Source organism: Rhodococcus sp. P4_B6 (assembly GCF_056402215.1).
Window position 1 is genome coordinate 1 of record NZ_JBFUHV010000139.1, and the last position, 24,204, is coordinate 24,204.

Sequence of the window (24,204 nt, forward strand, 5' to 3'; positions counted from 1 at the left end):
GGCGTGCCGGATCCACCGGCGTTCACAATCGAACCCGAGCAGCATCTGTGCCACGGCCAGGGTGAGCAGTTCGGCATCGCTGAGCACGGGCCGCCGACCCCGACCGGTGCGGGGTTCGACGACATGATCGTCGATGAGCACATACAGTTCGGTCAGGAGGGTTTCCAGTTCTTTGGTCACGCTTTGATCTTGGAAACCCTCCGCCTACCACCCCCGCAGTGACACACCTTCAAGGAATCAAYCATCTAGCCAAATTGTCCCTGGTGGGACGCCCGTTCCAGGCTGAAAATGGTGTGGTGGTCGCCCGTCGACGCCGTCCCCCTATGGTTCTTCGAGGCCGTCATCTAGCCGGGCGTTGGGGATCACGCCGTGGGCCCTTCACTGTTGCCGTCGTTGTCGAGCACGAGGATTAGATTCCGTTTCACCCCGGTGATCCCCACGGGTGACCACGCCTGATCAATCGGTGTGTGCGCCGGTGAGGAGAGGACGACGATGCTGGTGGAATCGCACGACGAGGAACAGATCATCGCCCGGGTCGCGGCCCTGGATATCGGCAAGGCGGAGGTGGTGTGCTGCGTCCGGATCCCGGCAGAGGCTGGACGGAAGAAACGGTTGCAGGAGGTGTCCACGCACTCGACGATGACCCGGGCGTTGACCGAGCTGGCGAATCATCTGGTCGAGTTGGGTGTCGAGCGGGTGGTGATGGAGGCGACGTCGGATTATTGGAAACCGGTGTTCTATCTTCTGGAGGCGCACGGCCTCGATCCGTGGCTGGTCAATGCCCGCGACGTCAAACACCTGCCCGGTAGGCCCAAAACCGATGTCCTCGACGCTGTCTGGTTGTGCAAGGTCGCCGAACGGCAGATGCTACGACCCAGCTTCGTGCCGCCCTGGCCGATCCGCCGGCTGCGGGACCTGACCCGCTACCGCACCGATCTGGTCGGGGCGCGCACGGCAGAGAAGAACCGGGTCGAAAAACTCCTCGAGAGCGCCTGCATCAAACTCTCCGTCGTGGCCTCGGACATCTTCGGGGTATCTGGACGCGCGATGATGGACGCGTTGATCGCCGGCGAACGGGACCCGAAGGTCCTCGCCCAGCTGGCGCGGTCGAGGATGCGGGTGAAGATCGCCCGGCTCGAGGAGGCGTTCAACGGGCACTTCGACGACCACCATGCCTTCCTGCTGGCCCGGATGCTGGGCCGGATCGACGCGATCGACGCCGACATCGCCGCGGTCGACGAGCAGATCGAGGCGCAGCTGGCCCCTTTCGGATCGGCGGCGGCACGCCTGGATGAGATCCCCGGCATCGGTCCCGTCGCCGCCGCCGCCATTCTCGCCGAGGTGGGGGTGGACATGTCCCGGTTCCCGACCGCTGGGCACCTGTGTTCGTGGGCGAAATTCTCGCCCGGAATCAGCTCCTCGGCCGGCAAGTCCAAGGGCAACGGTGCCACCGGGCACGGCAACCGCTACCTCGCCCGGGCCCTCGGTGAGGTCGCCGTCGTGGCCGGCCGCACCGACACCTTCCTCGGCGCCCGGTACCGGCGCATCGCCAGACGACGCGGTAAGAAACGGGCCATCGTCGCCGTCGGTCGCTCCATCCTGGTCATCGTCTGGCACCTGTTCTCCGACGACCACACCACCTTCCACGACCTCGGCCCCGACCACTACACCCGCCATATCAACCCGGACACCAAGAAACGCAACCACATCCGTCAACTCGAAGCCCTCGGCTACACCGTCACCCTCACCCCGGCCGCCTGACCCGCACAACAACACCACCACGACCTTCCCGGCTCCGCTGCGCTCCGCCGGGACAACCCGCGTGCCGGCACCACGAGCAAGGTCACCTCATTTTCGGATTAGGATTTGCTGGCTCCGATATCGTCGAATAAGGCCTTTTCAACGATCAACCGATCAATATCGCCCGACCCGCTCTTGGTCGACCCCTCGCCGCGAAGAAATCCATGCCCCCCAACCTCGCTGACGGTATCTCGGTTCAATGCGGATCGGGCGCAGGGCGGACTGCGACGCCTTCGACCCCAGTCTCTTTCTGGCCACCGCAGCGCATGACGACGGTGTAGGAGCTTCCTGCAGGAAGGCTGGTGAGCGTCACAGTGTGAGTCTTATTCGGCGCCAGACTGGCCTCTTGCGAAGCGATTGACCTTTTCGATTGATCCAGCACGCCGACGTCACAGTCTCGCGCGGTGTTGTCGCCCTTGGCGGTCACCGTCACCTTGCCCGGTCCGCCGACTGCGGTCATCGTCGCGTCGGCCGATGCCGCTCCCGCTGCCAGCGCGGCGAGCGTGGCGGCCACCACGATTGCTGCGAGCAGGCGTGAGCCCCTCTTGACGGTCGTGTTCATGTTCATGATGGTCAGTCCCCACAGTTCGGGGCGGCCATGAAACCGTCAGAGAGGGCACCTCTCGACCGATGTCGTCCTGGCGTAATCGTGACCGTCGCGTGGATGTCCGGGATCCGCGGTGGCGGTTCGAGGGCAGATCGAGGCTCGGTCCACCTTCATCGTAGGCCGGGCCCTCACAGCCGAATCCGAATTCTCAGGAACGCCACAGGTCGACGGCACCCCCGCGACCGTCCCGGGTGTCCTCACACCATTGGCGGAAAAGCGGTCCGGGACGGTGGGGGCTACGACCCGTAGTAGAACGGTTGGTAGCGAGATCTCAGGAACTTCAGACATTCTGCAGGAGCACACATTGACCGATCTGTCGTTGCTGTCGGGGCCGATCCCGCTCGTGGTCGCCGCCATGGGCGCGGCGGGCGGTGTGTGGTTACTGACCGGGCGGGCGGGGTGGTTTCGGCGCCGGGCGATACCGCTGTGCGCAGCCGGGGCAGGCGTACTCACCGGTTGCCTCTGGTTCTGGGTGGAGCGGGTGTGGCGTCCACTTCCCGACCCGATACCCCTCACCGTCTACCTGTGGACGGCCCTCGCCCTGTGGGCGGTGACGTTGCTGGTCCCCCGCATCCTCATCGCCCCCCGCCGTGTATGGGCGGCGGCGGTGTCGGTGGCGGCCGCCGCCGCGGTGGTCGTGGCCTGCGCCGTACAGATCAATCTTTTCTTCGCGGCCTATCCCACGGTCGGCGCAGCCCTGGGGTTCGAGCATGTGACCCGCATCGACTTCCAGGCAGTTCCCCCGCTCACACCGACACCGATCGCGGGCCTGCCCCTCGAATCCGTGTGGACGCCACCGGCGGACATGCCGCGGGCGGGCAAGATCACCTCGGTGAACATACCCGGGGACCATTCCGGGTTCCACGCTCGCCGCGCCGAAATTTATCTTCCGCCCGCCTATTTCACCGAACCGCGACCGCAGTTCCCGGTTCTCGTGTTGCTGGCCGGTCAACCCGGCCAACCGAAAGACTGGCTCACCGGAGGCAGGCTCGGTACCACCATGGTCAACTTCGCCCGCGACCACGGGGGGCTCGGACCAGTCGTGGTGGTCGCCGACGCAACCGGATCGACCTGGGACAACCCGCTCTGCGTCGATTCCCCACTCGGCCATGCCGCAACCTACCTCGCCGAGGACGTGCCGGCGTGGATCAAAGCTCATATTCAGGTCGACCCCGACCCGGGCGCATGGGCCATCGGCGGACTGTCGCTGGGCGGAACCTGCGCGCTGCAGATGGCCACCAATTACCCCCAGACGTATCCGACGTTCCTGGACCTCTCCGGGGACCCCGAACCCACCCTCGGTGATCATCAACGCACCCTCGACGCCGCGTTCGGCGGCAACCAGGCCGCGTTCACTCGGGTCAATCCCCTCGATCTGCTCGCCGAACACCGCTATCCCGACTCGGCCGGTGTCTTCGTAGTCGGTAGCGACGACGAGGAGCTCAAACCGTCGATCCGCAAAGCCTGTGACGCCGCCCGGCTGGCGGGGATGGACGTGACCTACGCGGAGGTTCGCGGCGGCCACAACTTCGCCGTGTGGTCGGCCGCACTCTCCACTGAGATGGACTGGCTGGCCACCCGGCTGGGGCTGACGTCCTGACCACCGTCGCATCGGACGCCGGGCGCGCACCCCAGACCTGGACTGCAACGCGCAGGTGCCGGTGGGTTGGCGCCGGCCGCGGTGTGGGGAGAGCAGTGCCCGCCGCGGTGCCGGGATCTGGGTCCTGGATCGCGGAATGGGGCGGATCCCGGGCTTACGGCTTGATGAATACGTCGTTGAGGGTGACGGTGCGCAGGTTTCGGCTCCGGATGATCTCGACGAGTTGCGGGTAGACGTGGGTGACCGGCAGATAGTTGAGATGCCCGATGACGATCGCCTGCGGGGTGAAGTACTGGTTGGCCATCTTCACGATGTAGTCCTCGGTGATCAGCGAGGAATCCGACAACGAGCCGTACCACAGCGTCGGCACCGTGTAGCCGAGGTCGGCGGCCACGGAATCAACGGCGGCATTGTGTTTTCCGTACGGCGGCCGGAAGTAGGGTGCGGCGTCGACGCCGTACGTCGTTTTCAGGAATTTGTGGTTCTTGGTCAGTTCGTCGGAGATCCGACTCTTCGACACGGTCGTCAGGTCCGGGTGGGACCAGGTGTGGTTGCCCAGCTGGATCTGACCGCTGTCGACGAGTGGCCGCAGGAGAGTGGCGTTGTCGGTCCACGAGTCGTATTGGCCGTTGACGAAGTAGGTGAGACGGACCCCGGTGTCCTTCGCGAACTGGGTGTAGAGCCGGACCACGTCGCTGCTGACGCCGTCGTCGACGGTGAGCGCGAGGAGGTCGCCCTTGCCGGGCAACGCCGTCAAGGTGCCCCCGCCGGGCAACGGGATACGGGACGCCGGGGGCGGTGGTGGAAGTGCCGTCGGTGGCGGGGATGCTGCCGGCGTGGGTGCAATGCCCGGATCGGTGGGGTCGGGCACGGCGGTACCCGGGGTTTCTGCGCTGCTGATGCTGCACCCGGCCGCGCCGGCAACGGTTGCCGCGGCGAGAATGAGAAATTGGCGTCGATCCACGGCCGCATTATAGGGGTGTGCGATGAACGTCGATGGTGTGCGGCGCGGGCTCCACGGGTGGCGCTGAGGGTCCCGCGTGTGCCGCCGTATCGGTTGCGGCGGAACACGCATGAGTCGAGTCCCATCGGGCGCCTTTCACGCTGAGATGCAATTTTCAGCCCAGTCCGATTCTCAGCGTTCCTTCAGCAACGAAGGCCTACGCTTCCTCAGCTCGCGTGGACACCTATACAAGCCGCGCTGTCCTTCGCCGCACCCTGGGTGCGAGCGGTTGAGGTGAGTCGGATCCGCGTGTGCCCGGACCATGCGCACTGTGCCCTTGTGCGGGTGGTTGCCGCCGATGTCCGATATCGGGCATTGTTCCGATAGGACCGAAYTCCGTTGCCTATCAACATCTTGTTCGATCAACGGTCCGCACGCCGTGCCACCGTCGGGCGCAGGAAGCGAGGTCGTGAACTTCTGATCAATACTGAGATTCTCTGCGCCCCCTGTGGTTACGCTTCGCATACTTCTTCATCTCTGATTTGAAGCACTCTGAATGGGGTCGGTATGACGGACATCAGCACATCTCGCTCTGGATACAGAGCCTTCACCCGCGCAGCCGCAGTCGCAGGAATTGCCGTGCTCGCCATAGTTATGGGGAACGGAACCGCCTCGGCCGGCGTCGACAATTCCAGCTCCGTCGTCGACGCGAGAGGCAATCGGGTCGAAGTCCTGCAGGGTGATACCCAGTATCAAGTGGTCCCGCCGCTGGACGGTGTTCCCACCAGTGTCGAGTTCTTCCACAACGGTTACGCCGGGGTGAATATCACCGGCCCGAACGCGGCGGAGTTCAAGGGCACCAAGCTCACCGTCGGTTACCAGATCGGTTATCCGATCGCGTTGAGCGGGGCGACCATCGTCCTCAATTCACCCGGGCTGGGGTTTGTGATCGGTTCGAGCAACGGGATCAACCTGGGGATCCTCCCCGATCCATCACTGAGCCTGAACGCGGGCACCAACGTCGGACTCGCCGGTGACATCATCCCATCGCAGGAACTCGACATCGACCTGGCGCCGGGCGGCATCACCACCGTCCCGCTGCTGGAGAACCAGTCGTTCGACGGTCCGGCGGCGTCGGTGCGGATGCAGGGAGTTCACGGCTCCATCTCCGGCGCGCTCGGTGCGGTCACCATCCGGCCGTACGCCACCGCCGTGACTTCCAGTGGTGACACCGTCACGACGTACGGTGTGCCGCAGAAGCTCAACTAAGCGCCTCGCCGCCCAGTGACCCGTGGTCCTGGGACGKAAAAGAGAACGACAACAGCTGGCCGACGCGACGGTAGTCGCGTCGGCCAGTTTTGGGTGGGCGCCCGGACAGGGGGTGCGGTCACCGCAGACAGGTCGAGTCGCCGGTGTGAGCGACGATTTCACCGGTTGTCGAAGAGGCGTTGAACGACAGCCGTTCCTCCGACGGCCGCAAGCAAGAGAAGCAACATCATCAGCACATTGATCATCGATGTCTCCGATAGCAGGTTTGCCCGATCAGGGCCATTCGGTTGCCCGTCAACCTACACCGCTGCAGCGCTTACCCTTTCAAGCTCGGTCAGCACCGCAAATACGGCTACAACGACACAGAGAACCCGCCTGATGGTATGACGCGGGTGCTGTGAAATCGCTGAGAGGAGACCGGATTGTCCGTTGTAAGGCAAGGATCGACGGCGCATTTCATCGGTTCGTCCGTTGTGACGGCAGATGAATCGGATCAGCACAGCTCGTCAGGGCTGTTCACTATCGACGATCGACAGAACCCCTGGTCAGTTACTGCACGACACCCGCAACGGTCGGCGCATCGCTTCGGGCGCGGTGAAGACATCGCGTCGGTTCGGTCGAATGGCCTGCGGATTCTCACGTACCGGCAGGTAAGCGCGGCGTGACCGGCCGCCCGCGTGGACCGGCCCTGTCCCAGAAAGGGGAGGTTCGGCAGCCCGATCGTGGCGCACGACGGTGAACCCCCGCGCTGGCACAGGGGGTTGCGATAGCGCGGATTTCATCGGCACGCTGAATCCGAGGTCAGCAATTTGTGCGCGGAGTATGACCCGACGCCGCTGAGAGAATGCTGAGAACTGAGATGTGGCTGAGAAGAGGGGAATTCGTGACTGTCCGCCCATTGCACGTGCGTAGGATTGCGCGTGTGCTGCAGGTCGCTGCAACCGATACGGCGGCACGTCGGCCCCCGTTCACTACCCCCATCGGTGGCGGGGGCCGTTTTTGCGCCTCACCCCGCACTGTGGCGGTGCACGCCAATTCCGCTGGTGCGGTGTGTAAGCCGGATCCGACCAACGACAGTCTCGGTCACCAGCGGCGCGGACCTCATCGACGGCCCCGTCGGGCGGAAATCAGCTTCAGGTGTGGTGTTGCCCAGGCCCGGCGGATCCACTAACTGCCGGTGGAGAAGTCTTCGGCTCCGGTAGCTGGGGTCGGAACCCGGGCTCGCCCTGGCAGGTGAGCGTCCGGTGGAACACGCCTCGATCAAGCGCGGGGCGGGAAAAGCCCCGGTCGACCCTTCGTTACCCGGGTGCGGCGGTCCGGCACCGTGCACACCCTGAGACGGTCGCAGCCTGTCGCGCGGCCAGCCGGGTCGGCTATTCGCGGAGCACGCTGATCGGATAGCGGGCGGCCGTGTGCGCGGCGGCGGTGGTGACGGCGGCGATGGCTGCGGCCGTCGCCGCGGCCACCAGGGTCAGATAGGCCCAGGGCACCGTGAGTGTCGCCGGGGGTGGGTCGAAGACCCCGGACAGCACCGTGACGAGCAGATGGGACAGGACGACACCGCCGATTACCCCGAGTACTGCCCCGCCGGCGGTGACGACGGCGGCCTCGGCGAGCACGATCGACGCGGTGTGACGCCGGGTGCCGCCGAGCGCGGTGACAATGGCGAAGGTGCGCCGACGCTCCGCGAACCCCGACGCCAGCATCAACGCCGACCCGGCCGCGGCGAGGACCGCGGCGTAACCCAGTTCGAGTCGGGTCAGCCCCCGCAAATCGACGGAGGTGAGTGTGGAGCCGACAGTGCCCCGCACCGTGGTGATATCGGTGACGGTGGCGCCGGTACCGACCGCATCGGACACCGCCTGGCGAACCGCCGGGGTGTCTGCCTCACCGGTATCGATGAGGAACGCGCCGACCGCCGGGTTCGCGGTCACCTGGGTGAGGTAGGCGGCGTTGGCAACGAGGAAGCTGTCCTTCGGTGCCGTCGGGAACTCCTTGACCACCCCGATGAAGCGGAACGGCATGGTCTCGAATGTCGTCGTGGCGGCGTTCTGGATCCGCAGCTTCACCGGGTCGCCGGGGGAAAGTTGGAAGTCCGCCACGGTTTCGGCGCCGACCAGAACCCCGTCCGGTTGGGCAGCGAGGCGGTCCATCAGTTGTGCGGCGGTACCACCATCGAAGTAGCTGTCCTGCAGCAGCGCCGCTCCGGTGATGGTGGTGGGGTCGACCCCGTACAGGTCTTGCAGGTCCGCGCCGACATAGGCGAAGCGGTGTTGGAGCGGTTCGACATCTCGGACGCCGGGAATCCGGCGCAGTTCGCCCGCGAGGTCCGGTCCGATGGTGGCGGTGGGAGGTTCGGTGACGGTGACGTCGGCGCCGTTGGTCACCCGGGCGTCGACCTCGGCCTGTTGCCGGTAGGTGCTGTTGAACACCGCGGTCGAGAGGGCGAACATCCCGGCCAACGCCACGACCGCGACCGACCGGGCGAGTGCGCGGCGATTGCGGGCGAGCATCGCCGCCACCGTGCTCGACAGCGGGCCCGCCAGCGGCCCCAACAGTGCTGCGACGAACCGGCGGCCCCTACCGAGGGTGAGATCGGCCAGTCGCAGTGTCAGCAGAGCTGTCCCGATCCACAGCAGCCCGGGTCCGGCGAAGGCCCAATAGCTCACCGACAACGCGGTCACCCCCTCCGGCGCGAGCACGAGGGCGTACCCGGCGCGGCTGGTGACCCGGTAGACGGCGAACGCCGCGGCCAGCGCGAGGAAGTCGACCCCGGCCCGCCGCCACAGCGGGCGCCGGGTGCGGCCGATCGCGGCGCGGGCAGCGGCCGCCGTCGAGAACCGCAGATCACGCAGGGCGGGAGTGAGAACGGTGACCGCCGTCAATACCACACCCGCCGTGGCGGCCGACAGCAACCAGGACAGGGACACCGGCGAACCCAACACCGCGCGGTCGACGACGATGCCGGCCCCGGCGCCGACCACACCGCCGATCAGCCCCACCGCCACCGCCTCGGACCCGGCCACAGCGGTGAGCTGCCCGCCACCGGCACCGCGGGCGCGCAACAACCCCAACTCCTGGCGACGGCGCGGCGCCCCGTCGGCGGTGATCACCGCGGCAAGGACCGCGGACAACGCGACACCGGGCAGGCCCAGGAACAGAAACAGCACCTGCGAATACAGGGCGTCCTGGCGGGCCGCGTCGAGGGTGGCGCCGAGGTTGTCCCCCACCAGTGCGGCGCCGGCGAGGGTTGCCTCGAGGTTGCGGGCACCGCCGATGTCGGCAGCGTAGGCGGCGGCCGGATCCGGGGGCAGATTCCGGTCCCGGGCGACATGCACCTGCGCACGCACCACCGCCGGATCGTCCCGCAGCCCGGGGGCGAAGAGGGCGTCGAACTCCGAGATAGGCAGCAGCAGCACATTGTCCGGGGGTGCCTGGGGCTGCGCGGCGGCCGGGGCGGCGACGGTCTGGAACAGTGAATCCGCCTGCGGCAGATCCACCACCCCGGCCACCGTCTCGGCGGCGGTGGCGCCGCCGGGCACCCGGACGGTGATCACCGACCCCACCGTCGCCCGCAGATTCGATGCGGTCTGCTGCGCCAGCAGCACCCCGGAGTCGGCTCCGCTGAGGGTGCGGATCGTGCCGGGAAAATGCTGCCGGTACTGATCCGGGATACCGACTATGACCGCCGGCCCGGTGCTCACGGCGCCGCCCCCGCTGGTGGCGAAGAGCCCGGCGCTGTCACCGAAGTGGACCGGGTCCGCCACCCGAACCCCCGGATAGGACCGGATCTGATCGAGGACGGTGCCCGGATCGGCGCCGGGCTGCACCTGGATCTGCCAGTCGACGGCGACCGCCCGGGTGGCCCGGTCGGTCATGGTGGCCTTGGACGCGGCGAGGAACCCGCCGAGGGCGGCGAGGAGACTGACCGCGATCGCGATACAGGCGGCGGCGCCGAGGAGTCTGCCGCGGCGGCGGCGCAGCAAGCCGGTCAGCCACATCCCCGCCAGGGCCAGACCTGTGCTCATGGCGTGGGAGGGACCGGGGTGGTCGGTGACCGGATCTGCAGGCGGCCGCCGCGCATCGACCACCGGACCGGGCAGCGCCCGGCGATCGTGTCGTCATGGGTGCTCACGACCAGGGCGGCGCCGAGCATGTCGACGGTCTCGAACAGCACGTCGAGGACCTCGGCGCCGGTGCGGTGGTCGAGTTGCCCGGTCAGCTCGTCCGCGAGGACGAGTCGCGCGGTGCCGGCCAGCACGCGGGCGAGCGCAACCCGGTGCGCCTGCCCACCGGACAGTTCCTCCGGAAGCCGCCCGGCCAGCGGTTCGAGCCCCAGCCGAGCCAGCGCGGTCCTCGCCCGCGCCCGCGCCGCGGTGTCCGAGCGGCCGGCCAAAACCTGAGGGAGCGCCACGTTTTCGGTGACATCGAGGGCCGGAATCAGGCTCGGGGCCTGAAAGACCACCCCGATGCGGGTGCGGTCGCGGCGGGGATCGGCGCCCAGCCCCGGCCAGGAAATGTGCCCCGCGCTGGGGGCGTCGAGGGCCGCGAACAGGTGGATCAGGGACGATTTCCCCGAGCCGGACGGGCCGGTCAGGGCGATGCGGGCACCGCGGTCGATGTCGGCGCTCACCGAGTCGACCGCCACCCGCGCGGTGCGCCCGGACCCGAAGACCCGGCTCAGATCCCGGCACCGCAGCACCGGCCCGGCTGCGGCACTGCCCGGCCGGGTGCTCATCACAGCACCCGGCCGTCGACCAGTTCGATCACCCGGTCCGCCCTCGCCCGCACCGCCGGGCTGTGACTGGCGACCAGCACCGCTGCCCCGCGCCGGCACCACGCCCGCAGGAGTTCGAGCACCGCATGTTCGGACGCGGGATCGAGCTCCCCGGTCGGTTCGTCGGCGAGGACCACGGCGGGATCGTTCGCCAGGGCAACCGCCAGCCCGGCACGGGCCGTCTCGCCCCCGGACAGCGAGGACGGATACGAATCGGGCACCGCTGCGAGCCGGAGCCGCGACAGCAGATCAGGCACCGGCACCCGGCGGACCGGAGCAACCAGTCGGCGTACCAGGCGCACGTTCTGGGCTACGGTCAGGTGCTCGAACAGGTTGTCCTGCTGAAACAGCACCCCGATGTGGTCGGCGCGGAGCCGGGCACGGACGGTCTCGGGTCGATGGCTGAGCGCTTCGCCGTGCACGCGCACCATCCCGCCGTCGGGCTCGTCCAGGCCCGCCAGACACGCCAGCAGCGTGGACTTACCAGATCCCGAGGGGCCCGCCACGGCGACCATCTCACCCCCGCGAACCCCCAGCGACACTCCGCGCAGCGCCAGCGTCTCCTCGCCGGCGGCGCGGTAGAACCGGTAGAGCTCCACGGCGGTGATCACCCCAACCCCGGGGTCGGCGGTCACGAGGTCCACCGGAAGGAATCGGTGACCGTGCGCCACGGATCGACGTTGTCCGCCCCGACCGGAGCCGACATCGTCAAGGTCACCAGCTGGCCGTCGCGGAAGAACTCGTACCGCTCCACCTCATCCGTGACGGACTTCCCCGAGACGGGATTGGTCGGCCCGGCGATCCGGTAGGTCGCCTCCACCGCAGTGCCGGCCGGCCGGGTCACCGACGTCACGGTGCCCGCCACATATCCGGCGGCAGAAGCGAACTGCTGATCGACGTCCTGGTGCACCGCGGTCTCGGACGGGGCCGTCGCCGCGAACCGTGAATCGACGGTAATCGCGTTCAATTTGTCGGTGAACGTCACCGCCGGCCCCGCCGCCGTCATCGCCCACCCCTCGGGCACCGTGACCGCGAACCCGGGAAACGGGGTCACCTCGACAAAGGCCTGATCGTCCGGAATATCGCCCGGCGCAGCCACATCCGGTCCGGGAGTGGCAGGGCCGCCCGCACCCGAGCAGCCGGTCACCAGGGTCGCCGTGACAACAAAGAGGGCGGCACCCACCGACAGCGTGGCCACGCAACGATCTCGTGCGCTGATCATCGATGCCTCCCATCTGCGGTGCATCCACCCATCAGGGTGCGCGGACGATGCTGTGGACACGCTGAGAACCATCCACCGACGTCCCACCCAGTGGCAGCAGGCTGAGCAGCTGTGGAACCCGCCAGGCGCGATGTGTCGGGCATGTCAACCTGCGCCGACAGCACGACGGCGTTGCCGTGCTCGTCCCCCTTTCGTCCGGTCGCCGTCACCGACTCTCAGCGTGCCTTCAGCAAGATCCCCCTACGGTCAGGGGTCATGACCGAGTCAACGAAGTCTGCTTCCGCCACGACCCGGCGCGTGATGCTGAGCAAGGTCCCCGAGATCACGGTGTGGTTCTGGATCATCAAGATCCTGTGCACCACCGTGGGTGAGAGCTTCGCCGACTGGATCAACATGACCTTGGGACTGGGTCTGAACACCACCGCGCTCATCTTCACGGTCGTCCTCGTCGCGGTGCTGGGATGGCAGCTGCGCCTGAACCGGTACGTGCCGTTCGTCTACTGGCTGGCGGTCGTCGTGCTCAGCGTGACCGGCACCCTCTACACCGACATCCTCACCGATTCCCTGGGCGTCCCGCTCGCGGTGAGCACCAGCGCCTTCGCGGCGGTCCTGGCCATCGTCTTCGGTGTGTGGTTCGCCCGCGAGCGGACCCTGTCGATCCACAGCATCGTCACCACGCCGCGAGAGGTGTTCTACTGGCTCGCCGTACTGGTCACCTTCGCCCTGGGCACAGCAATCGGTGACTGGGTACTCGAGCTCACCGGCTGGGGACCCGGCATCTCGGTGCTCCTGCCGGCCGGGTTGATCGTCTTGATCGCGATCGGCTGGCGACTCGGCGCGAACGCCGTGCTCTCCTTCTGGCTGGCGTACATCCTGACTCGCCCGCTGGGTGCGAACCTCGGCGACTGGCTCGCGTCCCCGTCCACCGATCACGGACTCGGCTGGGGTACCGCGCTGACCAGCGTGGTCTTCCTTCTCGCGATCCTCGCCACCGTCGTGTACCTCACCCTCACCCGCAGCGACGTCATCGAAGAGAACGAACGGACCTTCACCGCGACCGTGACCACCACACCGGGCCGCGAGCGGCTCATGCTCGGGTACTACGCCGTCATCGGCGTCGCCACCGGCGCCCTGCTCATCTGGGCCGCCGGGCAGCCGCACGAAACCATCGCGAGCGAGGAGGAAACCGGCACCGACCCCGTCACCACGACACTCACCCCCGGGCAGGTGACAGCACATTTTCCGGCGGCAGAGATCACGAAATTCCGCACCATCACCCAGGACACGCTCGCGAAAGTGCAGGCCGGCGACCAGACCGGCGCGACCGCCCGGATCAAGGACCTCGAAACCGCGTGGGACGACGACGAGGCGACCCTACGCCCCCTGGACGCCACCGCCTGGACCGTCCTCGACGGGCGGATCGACAACGTCCTCAAAGTCATGCGGGCGAGCACACCCGACCCCGCGGCCGAGAACCAGACTCTCACCGCACTGTTGACCGAACTTCAGTGAGCAACCGCCCAAAATCGGGCATGTAGGTCGCGGCTGTCATCATGCACGGACCTGGGGAAGCGAGCTCTGGCACGCGAAATTCGCATTCAGACTGTGCAGGGTCTCGATGTCCGTGGTCACTCATGGTTTGTGCGCACCCGGCCGACGCCATCGTCCGCCGCCGCCGCTGGCGGCGTGAATGCCCGTTTTCGCTGACAGCCGTTCGAATTCTGGGGCAGATAGAAGCACGATTTCAGCGTCGGTACGAGGCCCAGGACATCGCAATTACTACATATGCGAGCAGCATCGCCAGCAGTGCCACGACGACCAGGACCACGCGACACAACGTCACTTTCCTTGACCCGCCCCGCCCCCGAACGCGTTGTCTCAATTCCGGGCCGTCCGCGATGCGAAGGAGGTCGTCGCCGCTGTCCTTGATGCTCATCGTTTCCCTACTACGGCGGCGAACCGGGTGGGCGCGGTCCGGTGTTCCATTCTGGCCCAGGCCGCCTCGGCGGAGAACGGCCCGAATGTGCAACACGCCCCATCGTGGCGGTCCACCTCGACCACCCAGTACTCGGTCACTTGGACGGATGCTGCGGCGTCGACGGCGGTGTCAGTCATCGGTGATCCTTTGCAAGAGGGAAGCCTCGCGATTGTGTCAAGGTCCAGTGTCCACCGACCTGAGCGTGCAGGGCGAGGGATCGGTACCGACACCGCCCCACAGAGACGAGGATGCGCACATCCCCCGGTACGGCCGACAAGTCGATCCCGATCCACGCCAGCGCACCCTCCTCGTTTCCGCTCATGGCTCAGGAACCGGGCGAACCGTCCGTCGACTCCGACCGCCGCTTGTCCAACCAAAAGCTCGGCGGAGCCGGCCTTCCCGCAGCCCGCAATGATCGACATACCTTCGGTCCCCCCACTCGCTCGGTGCGGTACGCCCACCGCAGCCTGCGGCGCCGGACACTGGAGACCACCGAGTCCGCCCAAACGTCGATATCGAACAGCCGTGGCGCGGTGACCGCCGCGCACGTGCCGATGCACCCACCTTCTCATCCGGTCAGTGAGCCGGTCGCCGATCTCCCGTACCGCCGCCGGATCGCGCCCGCATCTGCCCCTCGGCCGCGACCGGCTCCCCCGACAGGCACCCGTGTCGAGGCGCGCATGCGCCCACTTCGAGGTTAGGGATCTGGAAGTCATGCCCGCGTTTCCCGGGGCTCGGCGACCGCGACGATGCCGACCCACCGCCCCCAACAGCCCACCTCCGCCGGACCTGGCACATTGGCACACCCTCACCTCGCCCCGGTCATCGTATCGATCGACATCCGCAGTCATACCGCCTGATGATCGGAGCATGTCATCTATGCCCCGGACCGGTCGCCGTCTCGGCCGCGGCACGAGGGGCAGGGGCCCTCACACCGGATTCGGGGCCGCTCAGTCCTCGACAACGCCGCCGCCGCCGCAGCCGAGCGCCGCGGGCCGCCGAGTCCAACAATCGCCGCGGCGACGGCGACCACTGCGACCTTCCTGCGCACTGCGCGGTGACCGCGGCGAGTATCGAGGGTGGCCTCGTAGCGGTCGCTTCGGCCTCCACGGCGCGCGATGACGCGTCCGGAGTAGCAGAGTCGTCGCGTGCGGTAACCCACCAGAAAAGGGCCACGGCAGGGGCAATTCAATCAGTCGCACAACACTTTCCGACAATCTCGATGCGGTATTCGGATGACGACTCTCGTCGCACCTCAACGCCCGATACCCACCGTCGCCGGGGGCTCGAACCTCGCAACAGCCTCCGCTGTCCCCGCCCCGACATGAGCGGGGACAACGGACAGCGATGGCTTCGTGCGGCGAGGACATCGACGGACGATCTCGCGATTGCGTGGCTCGCTCATCGTGCACCGCCCGCAGCCCCGCCTCAGGGTTGGAGGTGCCCACAACCACCAGACACGGGGATGCGCCGCACCCGATTCCGTCGCACAATTAAAAAGGAGAGAAACGCAATCCCGCCGGAGGACGGATGATGCGTCGGGAGGAACCAGCACCGGCACCCACCCCGATCCGTTGGTGGCGACTCGGACCGTGGAGCCGCAACCACCTGATGCGCCGGAGCGACCGCTACGAGGCCACCTTCGTGCTACTCGCCGCCACGCTGATATTGCTGCTGATACCGTTCGCCGCGGCATACGGAACCGCCACCCACACCCGGCTGGAACAACAAACCCAAGCACAGCGCACCAGCCTGCATCAAGTACCCGCAGTCCTGCTCGAGGACACCCACCCCACACCCGACACCCCCGATGACGAACCTCGACCCAGCCACCGCCAAGACAGTGCCCGAGTCCGCTGGTCGACGCCCACCGGGGACCACACCGCCGTCGTACCCACCGAAGCCAACGCGACGGCGGGGCAGACCATCACCATCAGCGTCGACACCGACGGCAACCTCACCGGCCCCATCCGAAGCAACCGAGACGACACAGTGGTGGCCGTGACCGCCGCATGCGGAGCATGGGCCCTCGGCTCCGGCGGCATCGCCGTCGTCCCCGCACTCGGACACGCATTACTGACCCGGACCCGGATGCGGCAATGGGCCCGCGAGTGGACCCGGATCGACACATCACCGCGATAACCCAGCACCGGAACGACCCACCGGCGGCACCAGCGAATCGACAATCAAATCCCGCCATGGTCACCCGTCAGGCCGCGGCCTCGGCACCTGCGGGTTGGCTCGACCCGATACCCGATCAAGACGCCTGACGCACTGTCAGGTGCGCGGAGTGCAATCCGAATGGATCGACCACCTCACGTCCATCGTGCCGGACACCCTGATCCAGCCAGGCCTCCTCCCCCTGCCTGTCCCGGCTCTTCCATTCCGAGTCGTTCGTTCGCCRCGGCCCGACCCCCCGGGCACCGACAGTCCGGCGCCCCCACCGGACTGTCGGTCACTCAACCGGGACGTCGCCGAACAACATTCGCGCAGTCCGCGGGCGGCCGCCGGCCGGCGAAAGGCCGAGCAAGTGGTCGTCGTCTCCGCACGAGCGACGACGACCCGGTTGTTGCTAGCCGCCGAGCCCGCCGAGAAGACCGAGCAGATCATCCAGGCCCAGGTCACCGAGGCTGCCGGTGCCGCCCGGGGCCGGGGTCCCGGTCAGGGTCACCTGCGCGACCGGGCCGAGCTTGACGTACGGGTTGGTGCTCGCGCCCTCCTTGCACTGGGTGATCACCGCGTAGCTGCCCGCCGGCAACTCGATCGAGGTACCCGTCGCCTCACCGCCGGTGAAACCGGGGTACTTGATCTCGTCGACCCGGGTGGTCTTGTCGTAGACCGCAGCGTCGAAGGGGAAAATCTGCGCCTCACAGTGATTGAGCGCCTCGGTGGTCGCGATGTCGTGGAGGACAACGGTGATGGTGGTGGCGCTGTTGGTCACCGTCGACGACCCGGTGACCGTGGCCGAGCCGATGGCGGGGTTCGCGACCAGGGCGAGAGCGGAGAATCCAGCGATCGCGCCGGCACCGACTTGTTCAGCAACCGCACGGTTACCTGCGAAATCTGGCGGGCTTCCTCCGCAGCGTTCATACCCCAAAGCCTGCGCTCCCCCGGTCACCTCAATCCGTCACCCCGGCCTCTCCGGCTGGGTGTCCTGGGCGACGGCATCAACGCTGACCGCGACCGGCGCGTGCGCACGGCTGCCGCCCGCCCACACCTGGGTCGATGCCCACTGGCGCGAAATCACCTCGTGCGGAAAGACTTCGGTAGACCTCTCGAATGAAGGCACGAAAGCGCGTCCATAAAGGTGCCGGTCGCGCGATGATTGACCGGTGAGCGTCGACTCGGCCTCGACCAATTCCGGACGCAAGAAGGGCCGACAGGTACCTACCGTGGGGTTGATTGTCCTCGGCGTCGGTCTCGCAGCAGTCTCCGTCCTCGTGTACAGACCGCATCACCACCGAATACCCAAATAAGAACAGCCACAAAATTTTGCGGATCGATTGGCGTAGCTGGTCCCGGCCAGCCACCGCACCCCAGCACCCAGCCGGCGACGCCCAGGGCCCAAGCGGGCCTGCGCGCTACAGGGGCCGGATAGTGTCACGCTGGTGGTGGGAGCTGCGGTACATAGGGCGACTGCGTCGAGGGGTCCGTGGCGGCCGGTCGCCTGTGAAGGCACCAATGGCGTGAAGTAGCTCGAGTACCATTCCGGTGGGAAGGAGTTAACGCCATGTCATCTCAGCAGCGCCCGCGCCGTTTCGGGTACGCAGTCGGCGCGGCGCTCATCGCGATCGGCGTGCTCGTCGCCATCACCGCGTCCGTCGTCTTTGCGGTTCAGCTGACAGGCAGGGCCCCGACCGACGACCACAGCTTCGGGAACGACCAAGCCACGATGGTGCACGTGGACGCCGGTGGATCTAAAACGATCTACACAGACACGATGTACACCAACACGACGTCCGACAGCAGCATCAGGTGCTCGGTAAGCGCCGCGAAACCCTTCCCCACGCGGGAGGACACGCTGTACCTGAGCCGGTCCCACTTCAACATCCCCGTCACCCAGTGGCGACCGGCGTTCTCCTTCACGGTCAAAGACAGCGGCGACTACACGATCAGCTGTTCCGGGGCTCCCTCCGACGTTCGCTACGGCATCGGTGGGTACGTCACGGCCGGCGAATTCACCTACCTGCTGTTGGCTATCGGCACGGGCGTCGTGCTGGTCATCGCAGGCATCGTCACTGTGATCGTCACCATGGTCCGCCGCGCTCGCGTCAACCAGCCACCGCCAATGCACTATCCGCCGCAATGGCCGCCGCACTCATGACCTGGAGCGGCGTTCGATCTCCCGCCTCCGGTCGGGACGGTCGCCGCGATGACCATTGGTGAGAGATCTGCGGCCAGTGAAGACGAGGTCCGAGGGTCTGCGTTTGAGGATGCGACGTGCTTCCATTTCCACTGTCGCCGCTGGCCTTGCAGCGAGCCAGCAGTGCTCGCATGTCGGGAATATGGGTGCCGAAGTGGATGGTCTTGCTGCCCCGATCATGTCATTCCGCCGCCAGCACGGGCGGTACCGACGTCCCGACAGCGCAACCACTCCACCCCTCACTTACGCGCACGAACCACCGGGGCCCCGCACCGAACCGGGGCGCGGGGGCGCAGCACCGGGTGTCAGACCGGGAGCTCATCGGTGTACCAGGGGCAGTACACCGCCACCGAACCACCGATCAGGTAACCGACGTCGTAAGCGGACAGGGACGAGTTCTCCAAACCTTCGGCGGCAATCTCCTCGAAGCTGGCACCATCACCGAATTCACCGCAGATGTGTTGGGCGAGTTCAACCCCGGCGCCGGGAGTGGTGAAGGTGATCCCCTCGTCGGCCATCCCGTCGAGGAACGTCGCGTCCTGGGCGGAGATCGACGTGGCGGATTGTGCGTTGGCGACCGTGGCAGTACCGAGGGCGCTCACGCCGATCATGGCGGCCAGGGTGAGGGTGCGGKCGACGGTGGTGATGCGGGTGATGGACATCGGATGCGTTCCTTGTCTCGTCGGGGGAAGCTGACAAGGAAAAGCCTCGGCGATCACCCTGATCGAATCCTTGCCGAATTCTTGAACGCCGGGCGAAGGATCCGACAGCCGCCACCACAATCGGGGCAATCCCCAGCACGTGCACTACGCAGTGGGACGTTCGATCGCATATCCAGAGGAGTCCGGAGGGCTAGCCGTTCGGACCGTGAAGGACCACTCCAGGGAGCAGGACCGGAGTCCTCGAACACGTCGAGGCCACCTGCACCGGCCAGGTCGATCGCGAGCACCCACCAACCCGAGCGCGTCAACGACGCGATGCTCCCGGCCTCGAAAGCGAGGAGCGTGCTATTCGATGCGAGGGAAGAACCGATTGTCACCGTCCGGCATGACGACCTGCCCGCCCGGGGCGGCGAAGGTCACCGACCGCACCGCCGGAAAGTACGTTCTCATAGCTGTCCAGTGAACCGGCCGTTCGGGTCGCGGTGGCGGCACACGTCAGCGGGTCGGGGGTCGATCAGTCACTGGTGAGGGCGCATCCGGYGCAGGTATCGCCCACTCGACCGTCGTCCCCTGCTCCGGGTCGCGAAAGTCCGCGTGGCCGCCGAGTCGCTCGGCACAGCTGCGAATGTTCGTCAGTCCTTGCCCGTGCGCAGCTCCCGCCGCGACTCCGGTGCCGTTGTCGCTCACGGTCAACACGAGGCCGTCGTCATCGGCGGCGACCCGGACACTGCACACGCTCGCCTGTGCGTGGCGGGCGACGTTGCTCAGGGCCTCACGCAGGACCGCCTGCAGTTCCGGTCCGGCCTCGCGGCCGAAATACCGGTCGACCGGTCCCTCCACAATGACATCGGGGGTGAAACCGAGGGCTGCGGCGCTGTTGTCGACGATCTCGCTCACCTCGGCACTCAGGCTGCCCTCCTCCCCGGACCGCGCGGCCGCGGCGCCACAGTTCAGATCGAAGATGACGGCCCGTAATCCACGCACGATGCTGTCTGTCTCGTCGATCAGTGGGTCCAGATCCGCCGACAAGCGTGGATGCCGGACGCCCAGCGAGGTCAGCGCCAGGCCCAGACCGAACACCCGTTGGAGGGTCACGTCGTGCAGATCGGCCGCCATCCGGCTCTGTTCGTCATGGCGGGCGCGGGCCCGCTCCGCCGCGATGATCTGTGTGTTCTGGGCCAACAGGCTGGTCCGCATCGTGTCGACCGCACCCGCGATGATCGCCACCTCCCGGGGCCCGTCGGTGTTCATCTCCCGCTCGTAGTCGCCGCCGGCCACCGCGCTGATGTCGGCGAGAAGGCGATCGATCGGGCGTGTCAGCAGCCGCCGCGTCAGATACACCGCGGTCACGACCATGGCCACGGCGAGGATGAACGTGACTCGTTCGACCTGCTCGGTGACCAGGATGTCGGTGCGGGCACTCAATGCCGCGAGTCGTGCTCGCAGATCGTCGAACAACTCCTTGCCCGTCGCGGTCGTCGACCCGATCCGATCTGGTTCGCTCGCGTTGTCGCGGCGCGCGGCGATCTGCGGCTCCGCTGCCCGCGTCCGCCACGCCTGCGCCGCCTCGGCGGTCGTCTGCAGTGTTGCCTGCGCGGCCGCATCGTCGGCGAGCAGGGTGTCCAGGCGGGTGTGCAGTGCGGCCGCGTCACGCCGGCCCGCGTCATAGGGTTCGAGGAATTGCGGGTCACCGGTCAGGGTGTACCCATGTTGTCCCGTTTCCTGGTTCAGATACGATGTGGTCAGCTCGGCCACCGCCCGCTGCGCGGGCAGCAGCTGCTCGGACAAGTCGTCGACGGCGGCCTGGACCGCCAACCTCCCGTACACCGAAAAGGCAGCGGACACCGCGAACAACGTCACCAGGATCCCGATAGCCAGCCACAGCAGCGTCCGCAACGAGACCCGCGCGGCGTCCGCGCTCGAATTCGCAATTACGTGCCTCTCGTACGTGCCTCTCGCACTCACAGAACCGGCCGAGCGGCGCCGGTACACGATCAGTGCGCGTCTGGCGACCGAGCAAGTCCTGATCGACTACACCCGATCCCGCGGCTGGGGCCGGGAAGTCAAACGGCACGAAGCGACATGCCGGCGGCTACAGCACCTGCTCGACGAGCTCGACGACGCGACCCAGTGATGTTCAGAAATGGTTGAGACACAGTAGATCTGAATCCACCGACCAGCCGTGCTGTGTGAGCCAGTCCCGCGCCCGCTCCGGAACTTCGTCGGTGTCGGAATCGGTGCCGGTAACCAGCGGGCCTTCCCCGCACCGGGAGCAGCCGATCACCGGGACGGGCGCGTAGGGCTGGCAATGGGCGCAGGGTTGCCTGGCGCAGATCGCCGCGCTAGGCCAGGTGCAACCAGACGGTCGCGAGGTCGGCGCGGTGCGGGACGAGGTCTCGGCGGGCGGTGGCACCGTGAGGAGACCAGTGGTGAGCCATCGTTGAACCGGCTTGGCCGGATTGCCGTCCTCGGCGAGCTCGGCGAAGTGGCCGCGGCGATTCGAACGGTGGTGTGTCTCGACCGCGGTTGTCACCGGCGCTCGGGTCCTTGGTCCGGTTTCGCAGCGGAGGGCGAAGCGAAACCGTGGCGTGCTGCCATTGCGCCCGCGAATGTGGTGCTGCCGATGGTGAGGAGGGCACCGAGGATCAGCGCCGAGGGTTCACCGGGCTGCAGGATATGCGATTGCTCTCCGATGGTCGCCGCCGCGACCGGGACACCCAGCTGAGCCGAGGCCAATGCGGCAAGGGCCAGTGGCTGCCCGAGAAGGCGTATCGCGCAGTGAACGGCAACCGCTGCGAGTCCGAGCGCGACGCCGAGCAGGATCAGCGAAGGGTGCGCGCGGAGGTCGCGCAGGTTCAGCGAGGCGCCCAGCCACACGAAGAACAGTGGACCGAGGAACCCTTCGGTGATCGAGAACAGCTGCTTGGCCAGGCGCCGCGGTTCGCCCACGCCCGCGACGGCCAGCCCGAGGGCGAAACCGGCGAGCATGATCGATACGTGGGTGTGAACGGCCAGCGCCGCGAGGGCGAACAGCACGCCGAGGTTGATCCGCAGCTCCAGCGCGAAGCGGCGGTCCTTCGATTCCTGGTGCAGACTGTGCAGCCAGCCGCGGCCGTCTGCGTACTTCAGGAACGTGTAGAACAGTGCCGCCGTCGCGGCGACGGCGGCAGCACCTATCGCGGCGCGGGGGGCCTGGGCGGGGTTGATCACGAGTGGGAGAGCGATGATGCACGCGGTGTCTGCGACCGCGACCTGGGCCATGGTCTGCACTACCGGTGTGCCCTCGAGCCGCAACGAGTCGATCAGCGGAAGTACCAGGGCGGCCGACGACGACGCGATGAGGACCGCGTACAGGGCCGCGTGGCCGGTGCCGAATGCCCGGGCGATCCCGAACCCGGCTGCCGCCGCGAGGACCCCGACGATTGCAGCCCGCGCGGTGCCCTGTGTGAGAGCGGGCCGGATGGTCGCATCGCGGACGGGTACATGGGTGCCGGCAACGAACATGATCAGCGCGAATCCGATGTCCGCGAGAAAGGTGAAGGTGGGATCTTCTGGGTGGATCCATCGGAGACCCGTCGTGCCCAGAAGGATCCCTACGAGCAGCTCGCCGAGCATCACCGGCAGGTGCCACTCCCGACGAACCGCGAGTAAGGGACCGGCCAGGGCGGCTGCCGAGATCAGGGCGAGGATCTCGAACGACATCGGTGGACCTCAGCTCGTCGGCGGCACGCTCGTCAGCCGGCACGGAATCTGTGTGTTCTCATCGGTGTGATAGCTCGCGCACACGCGGTGATAGCCATCTGCCACTTCGAGTGCGGTGCCTGCAGCGAGATCGCCACGCACGAGCAGGATGGGTGAAAGGGGTGTGCCGTCTTCGATCTTCCGTAGGTCGGCGGCCACATGCGCGTTGTCCGGAGGCAGCAACCGCAGCCGCGAGGCGCGCAGGATGTCCTTGGCCTTGTGGAGCGTGACCGGAGCCGTCCTCAAACCCGCGACGATACGTTCGACGGTATCCCGGGAGGTGAGCAGGTCCAGGTACGCGGCAGCCGCCGGGTAATCGTGTTCCTCGGGCGCCTCGCGCCACCGCACTTTCGGCATGCGGAGATTGTCCCTCACCGGGGCGCCGAGCCCAGCGATTCGCGAGCGTGTGGACGACGACACGGCGGATGAATCACATGCGAGTTGTCCGTTGCTGAGCGTGCCGCCTCATCACCCGGCTGATCCGCGGCGGCGCATCCCGCAACCCGGCCATGGTCGACGCCGCCCTCGAACATGCGGTCACCTCGCCGGCCACGACGGATCCGAACGCACCCGCCGCCTCTCCAACATCAGCACCCCGGCGCCGAACATACCGCCGCCGACACACCACCCCGCTAGATCGTCCCAATCAGCCGCGGAGTCAGTACCATCGGCCCTGCGACGGACACTCGCCACAACAGAGGTCGGACGCGGATCAAGATCAAACGGCCATCAGACAAACTCGATAGCGAAGTGTTCCGGGCGATCAAGGAGAAGACGCTGGCGTAGCATCCGTCGGCGGGGCGGATGTGCGGGCCGGGCGGATGAGTAGTTCGAGTGCCGCGAGCGCGAGTAGGCCAATGAGGACGAACCACAGCACGACCAGTCCGGTGGGGCAACTTACCAGTGCTGACCCCTGCCCCACTGGCCGATCGCGAGTCGCAATGTGTACCGGCCCACGGGGTCGAGACCGCCCGAGAATGGGAGCGCGCGGCGCTAACCTCAATTTTTCGTGCCCTCTGATTGGTGGGTGGGTTTCGGCTGGGGTGTGCTGGTGCGGGACAGATTTTGGTGTGTGGGTGTGAGTGTGCGCCCGATGTCGCTCGGGTGGGTGCCCGGTTCCACCGGCCGGGGTTTGGCATTCGTGTGTCGTATGAGTAGGAGGCTGCGGTCAGGTGAAGGCGGCGCGGATGCGATACCACGCTGTGGCAATGGCTTGGGCCCATTGCCAACTCGAGTCGATCC

At 67.2% G+C, this 24,204-nt stretch carries 21 protein-coding genes and 1 pseudogene; 7 read left to right on the forward strand and 15 right to left on the reverse strand.

All coding sequences use genetic code 11. From position 1 onward, the window contains the following. Positions 1-180, reverse strand: a pseudogene (locus AC1DWT_RS38480) (IS982 family transposase); the annotation flags it as partial. 312 nt (positions 181-492) lie between these two features. Between AC1DWT_RS38480 and AC1DWT_RS38485 the strand changes: the two are divergent. After that, on the forward strand, positions 493-1,761 hold the full coding sequence (locus AC1DWT_RS38485) for an IS110 family RNA-guided transposase (RefSeq protein WP_206012884.1): 1,269 nt from the start codon (positions 493-495) through the stop codon (positions 1,759-1,761). Between the two features lie 235 nt (positions 1,762-1,996). Here AC1DWT_RS38485 and AC1DWT_RS38490 read toward each other — a convergent pair whose 3' ends face one another. Next, a complete protein-coding gene (locus tag AC1DWT_RS38490) occupies positions 1,997-2,362 on the reverse strand; it encodes a hypothetical protein (RefSeq protein WP_206015646.1) in 366 nt (121 codons plus the stop codon). 400 nt (positions 2,363-2,762) lie between these two features. Between AC1DWT_RS38490 and AC1DWT_RS38495 the strand changes: the two genes are divergently transcribed. Continuing rightward, positions 2,763-4,007, forward strand: a complete 1,245-nt coding sequence (locus AC1DWT_RS38495; protein WP_206016286.1) for an alpha/beta hydrolase — start codon at positions 2,763-2,765, stop codon at positions 4,005-4,007. 154 nt (positions 4,008-4,161) lie between these two features. Here AC1DWT_RS38495 and AC1DWT_RS38500 read toward each other — a convergent pair whose 3' ends face one another. After that, positions 4,162-4,971: a polysaccharide deacetylase family protein gene (locus tag AC1DWT_RS38500; RefSeq protein ID WP_206015644.1), complete on the reverse strand. Its 810-nt coding sequence runs from the start codon at positions 4,969-4,971 to the stop codon at positions 4,162-4,164. A 546-nt stretch (positions 4,972-5,517) separates the two neighbouring features. Between AC1DWT_RS38500 and AC1DWT_RS38505 the strand changes: the two genes are divergently transcribed. After that, positions 5,518-6,219, forward strand: a complete 702-nt coding sequence (locus AC1DWT_RS38505) for an MspA family porin (RefSeq protein ID WP_206015643.1) — start codon at positions 5,518-5,520, stop codon at positions 6,217-6,219. Between the two features lie 1,373 nt (positions 6,220-7,592). Here AC1DWT_RS38505 and AC1DWT_RS38510 read toward each other — a convergent pair. From AC1DWT_RS38510 to AC1DWT_RS38525, 4 genes are read right to left on the reverse strand one after another with little or no spacing between them, the layout of a single operon-like run. Next, positions 7,593-10,247 (reverse strand): ABC transporter permease, encoded by a 2,655-nt coding sequence (locus tag AC1DWT_RS38510; protein ID WP_206015641.1) that lies wholly within the window; start codon positions 10,245-10,247, stop codon positions 7,593-7,595. Next, complete coding sequence (locus AC1DWT_RS38515) at positions 10,244-10,957, reverse strand: ABC transporter ATP-binding protein (protein WP_206015640.1); 714 nt, start codon at positions 10,955-10,957, stop codon at positions 10,244-10,246. The genes AC1DWT_RS38510 and AC1DWT_RS38515 overlap by 4 nt, the downstream gene beginning before the upstream one ends. Continuing rightward, positions 10,957-11,631: an ABC transporter ATP-binding protein gene (locus AC1DWT_RS38520; RefSeq protein WP_241031600.1), complete on the reverse strand. Its 675-nt coding sequence runs from the start codon at positions 11,629-11,631 to the stop codon at positions 10,957-10,959. The genes AC1DWT_RS38515 and AC1DWT_RS38520 overlap by 1 nt, the downstream gene beginning before the upstream one ends. After that, positions 11,628-12,218: a hypothetical protein gene (locus tag AC1DWT_RS38525; RefSeq protein WP_206015638.1), complete on the reverse strand. Its 591-nt coding sequence runs from the start codon at positions 12,216-12,218 to the stop codon at positions 11,628-11,630. The genes AC1DWT_RS38520 and AC1DWT_RS38525 overlap by 4 nt, the downstream gene beginning before the upstream one ends. Positions 12,219-12,473: 255 nt before the next feature. Between AC1DWT_RS38525 and AC1DWT_RS38530 the strand changes: the two genes are divergently transcribed. Beyond that, positions 12,474-13,730 carry a COG4705 family protein gene (locus AC1DWT_RS38530; protein ID WP_206015637.1) on the forward strand — a complete coding sequence of 419 codons (1,257 nt, stop codon included), beginning with the start codon at positions 12,474-12,476 and terminating at the stop codon, positions 13,728-13,730. 232 nt (positions 13,731-13,962) lie between these two features. Here AC1DWT_RS38530 and AC1DWT_RS38535 read toward each other — a convergent pair whose 3' ends face one another. Beyond that, positions 13,963-14,154, reverse strand: a complete 192-nt coding sequence (locus AC1DWT_RS38535; protein WP_206015635.1) for a hypothetical protein — start codon at positions 14,152-14,154, stop codon at positions 13,963-13,965. Then, the gene (locus AC1DWT_RS38540) at positions 14,151-14,333 is read right to left on the reverse strand and encodes a hypothetical protein (RefSeq protein ID WP_206015633.1); all 183 of its coding nucleotides are present in this window, start codon (positions 14,331-14,333) and stop codon (positions 14,151-14,153) included. Before AC1DWT_RS38540 ends, AC1DWT_RS38535 begins: the two co-directional genes overlap by 4 nt. Positions 14,334-15,729: 1,396 nt before the next feature. Here AC1DWT_RS38540 and AC1DWT_RS38545 point away from each other — a divergent pair. Beyond that, positions 15,730-16,338: an Rv1733c family protein gene (locus tag AC1DWT_RS38545; RefSeq protein ID WP_206016284.1), complete on the forward strand. Its 609-nt coding sequence runs from the start codon at positions 15,730-15,732 to the stop codon at positions 16,336-16,338. A gap of 430 nt (positions 16,339-16,768) precedes the next feature. On the opposite strand, the gene AC1DWT_RS38550 is transcribed toward AC1DWT_RS38545, so the two are convergent. After that, a complete protein-coding gene (locus AC1DWT_RS38550; protein WP_206015632.1) occupies positions 16,769-17,314 on the reverse strand; it encodes a hypothetical protein in 546 nt (181 codons plus the stop codon). A 9-nt stretch (positions 17,315-17,323) separates the two neighbouring features. Continuing rightward, entirely contained in the window at positions 17,324-17,554 is a 231-nt protein-coding gene (locus AC1DWT_RS38555; RefSeq protein WP_206015631.1) for a hypothetical protein, read from the reverse strand. Positions 17,555-17,926: 372 nt separating this feature from the next. Here AC1DWT_RS38555 and AC1DWT_RS38560 point away from each other — a divergent pair, with 372 nt between their 5' ends. Next, positions 17,927-18,520 carry a hypothetical protein gene (locus AC1DWT_RS38560; RefSeq protein WP_206015629.1) on the forward strand — a complete coding sequence of 198 codons (594 nt, stop codon included), beginning with the start codon at positions 17,927-17,929 and terminating at the stop codon, positions 18,518-18,520. A gap of 344 nt (positions 18,521-18,864) precedes the next feature. Here AC1DWT_RS38560 and AC1DWT_RS38565 read toward each other — a convergent pair whose 3' ends face one another. After that, complete coding sequence (locus tag AC1DWT_RS38565; protein ID WP_477924658.1) at positions 18,865-19,221, reverse strand: DUF732 domain-containing protein; 357 nt, start codon at positions 19,219-19,221, stop codon at positions 18,865-18,867. 495 nt (positions 19,222-19,716) lie between these two features. After that, positions 19,717-21,186: a sensor histidine kinase gene (locus AC1DWT_RS38570; protein WP_241031599.1), complete on the reverse strand. Its 1,470-nt coding sequence runs from the start codon at positions 21,184-21,186 to the stop codon at positions 19,717-19,719. On the opposite strand from AC1DWT_RS38570, the gene AC1DWT_RS38575 reads away from it, so the two are divergent. Then, a complete protein-coding gene (locus AC1DWT_RS38575; protein WP_206016316.1) occupies positions 21,170-21,355 on the forward strand; it encodes a hypothetical protein in 186 nt (61 codons plus the stop codon). The two genes, AC1DWT_RS38570 and AC1DWT_RS38575, sit on opposite strands and share 17 nt — an antisense overlap. A gap of 395 nt (positions 21,356-21,750) precedes the next feature. On the opposite strand, the gene AC1DWT_RS38580 is transcribed toward AC1DWT_RS38575, so the two are convergent. Then, on the reverse strand, positions 21,751-22,923 hold the full coding sequence (locus tag AC1DWT_RS38580) for a cation:proton antiporter (RefSeq protein ID WP_206015627.1): 1,173 nt from the start codon (positions 22,921-22,923) through the stop codon (positions 21,751-21,753). Between the two features lie 9 nt (positions 22,924-22,932). After that, a complete protein-coding gene (locus AC1DWT_RS38585) occupies positions 22,933-23,319 on the reverse strand; it encodes a hypothetical protein (RefSeq protein WP_206015626.1) in 387 nt (128 codons plus the stop codon). Positions 23,320-24,204: the final 885 nt, after the last annotated feature.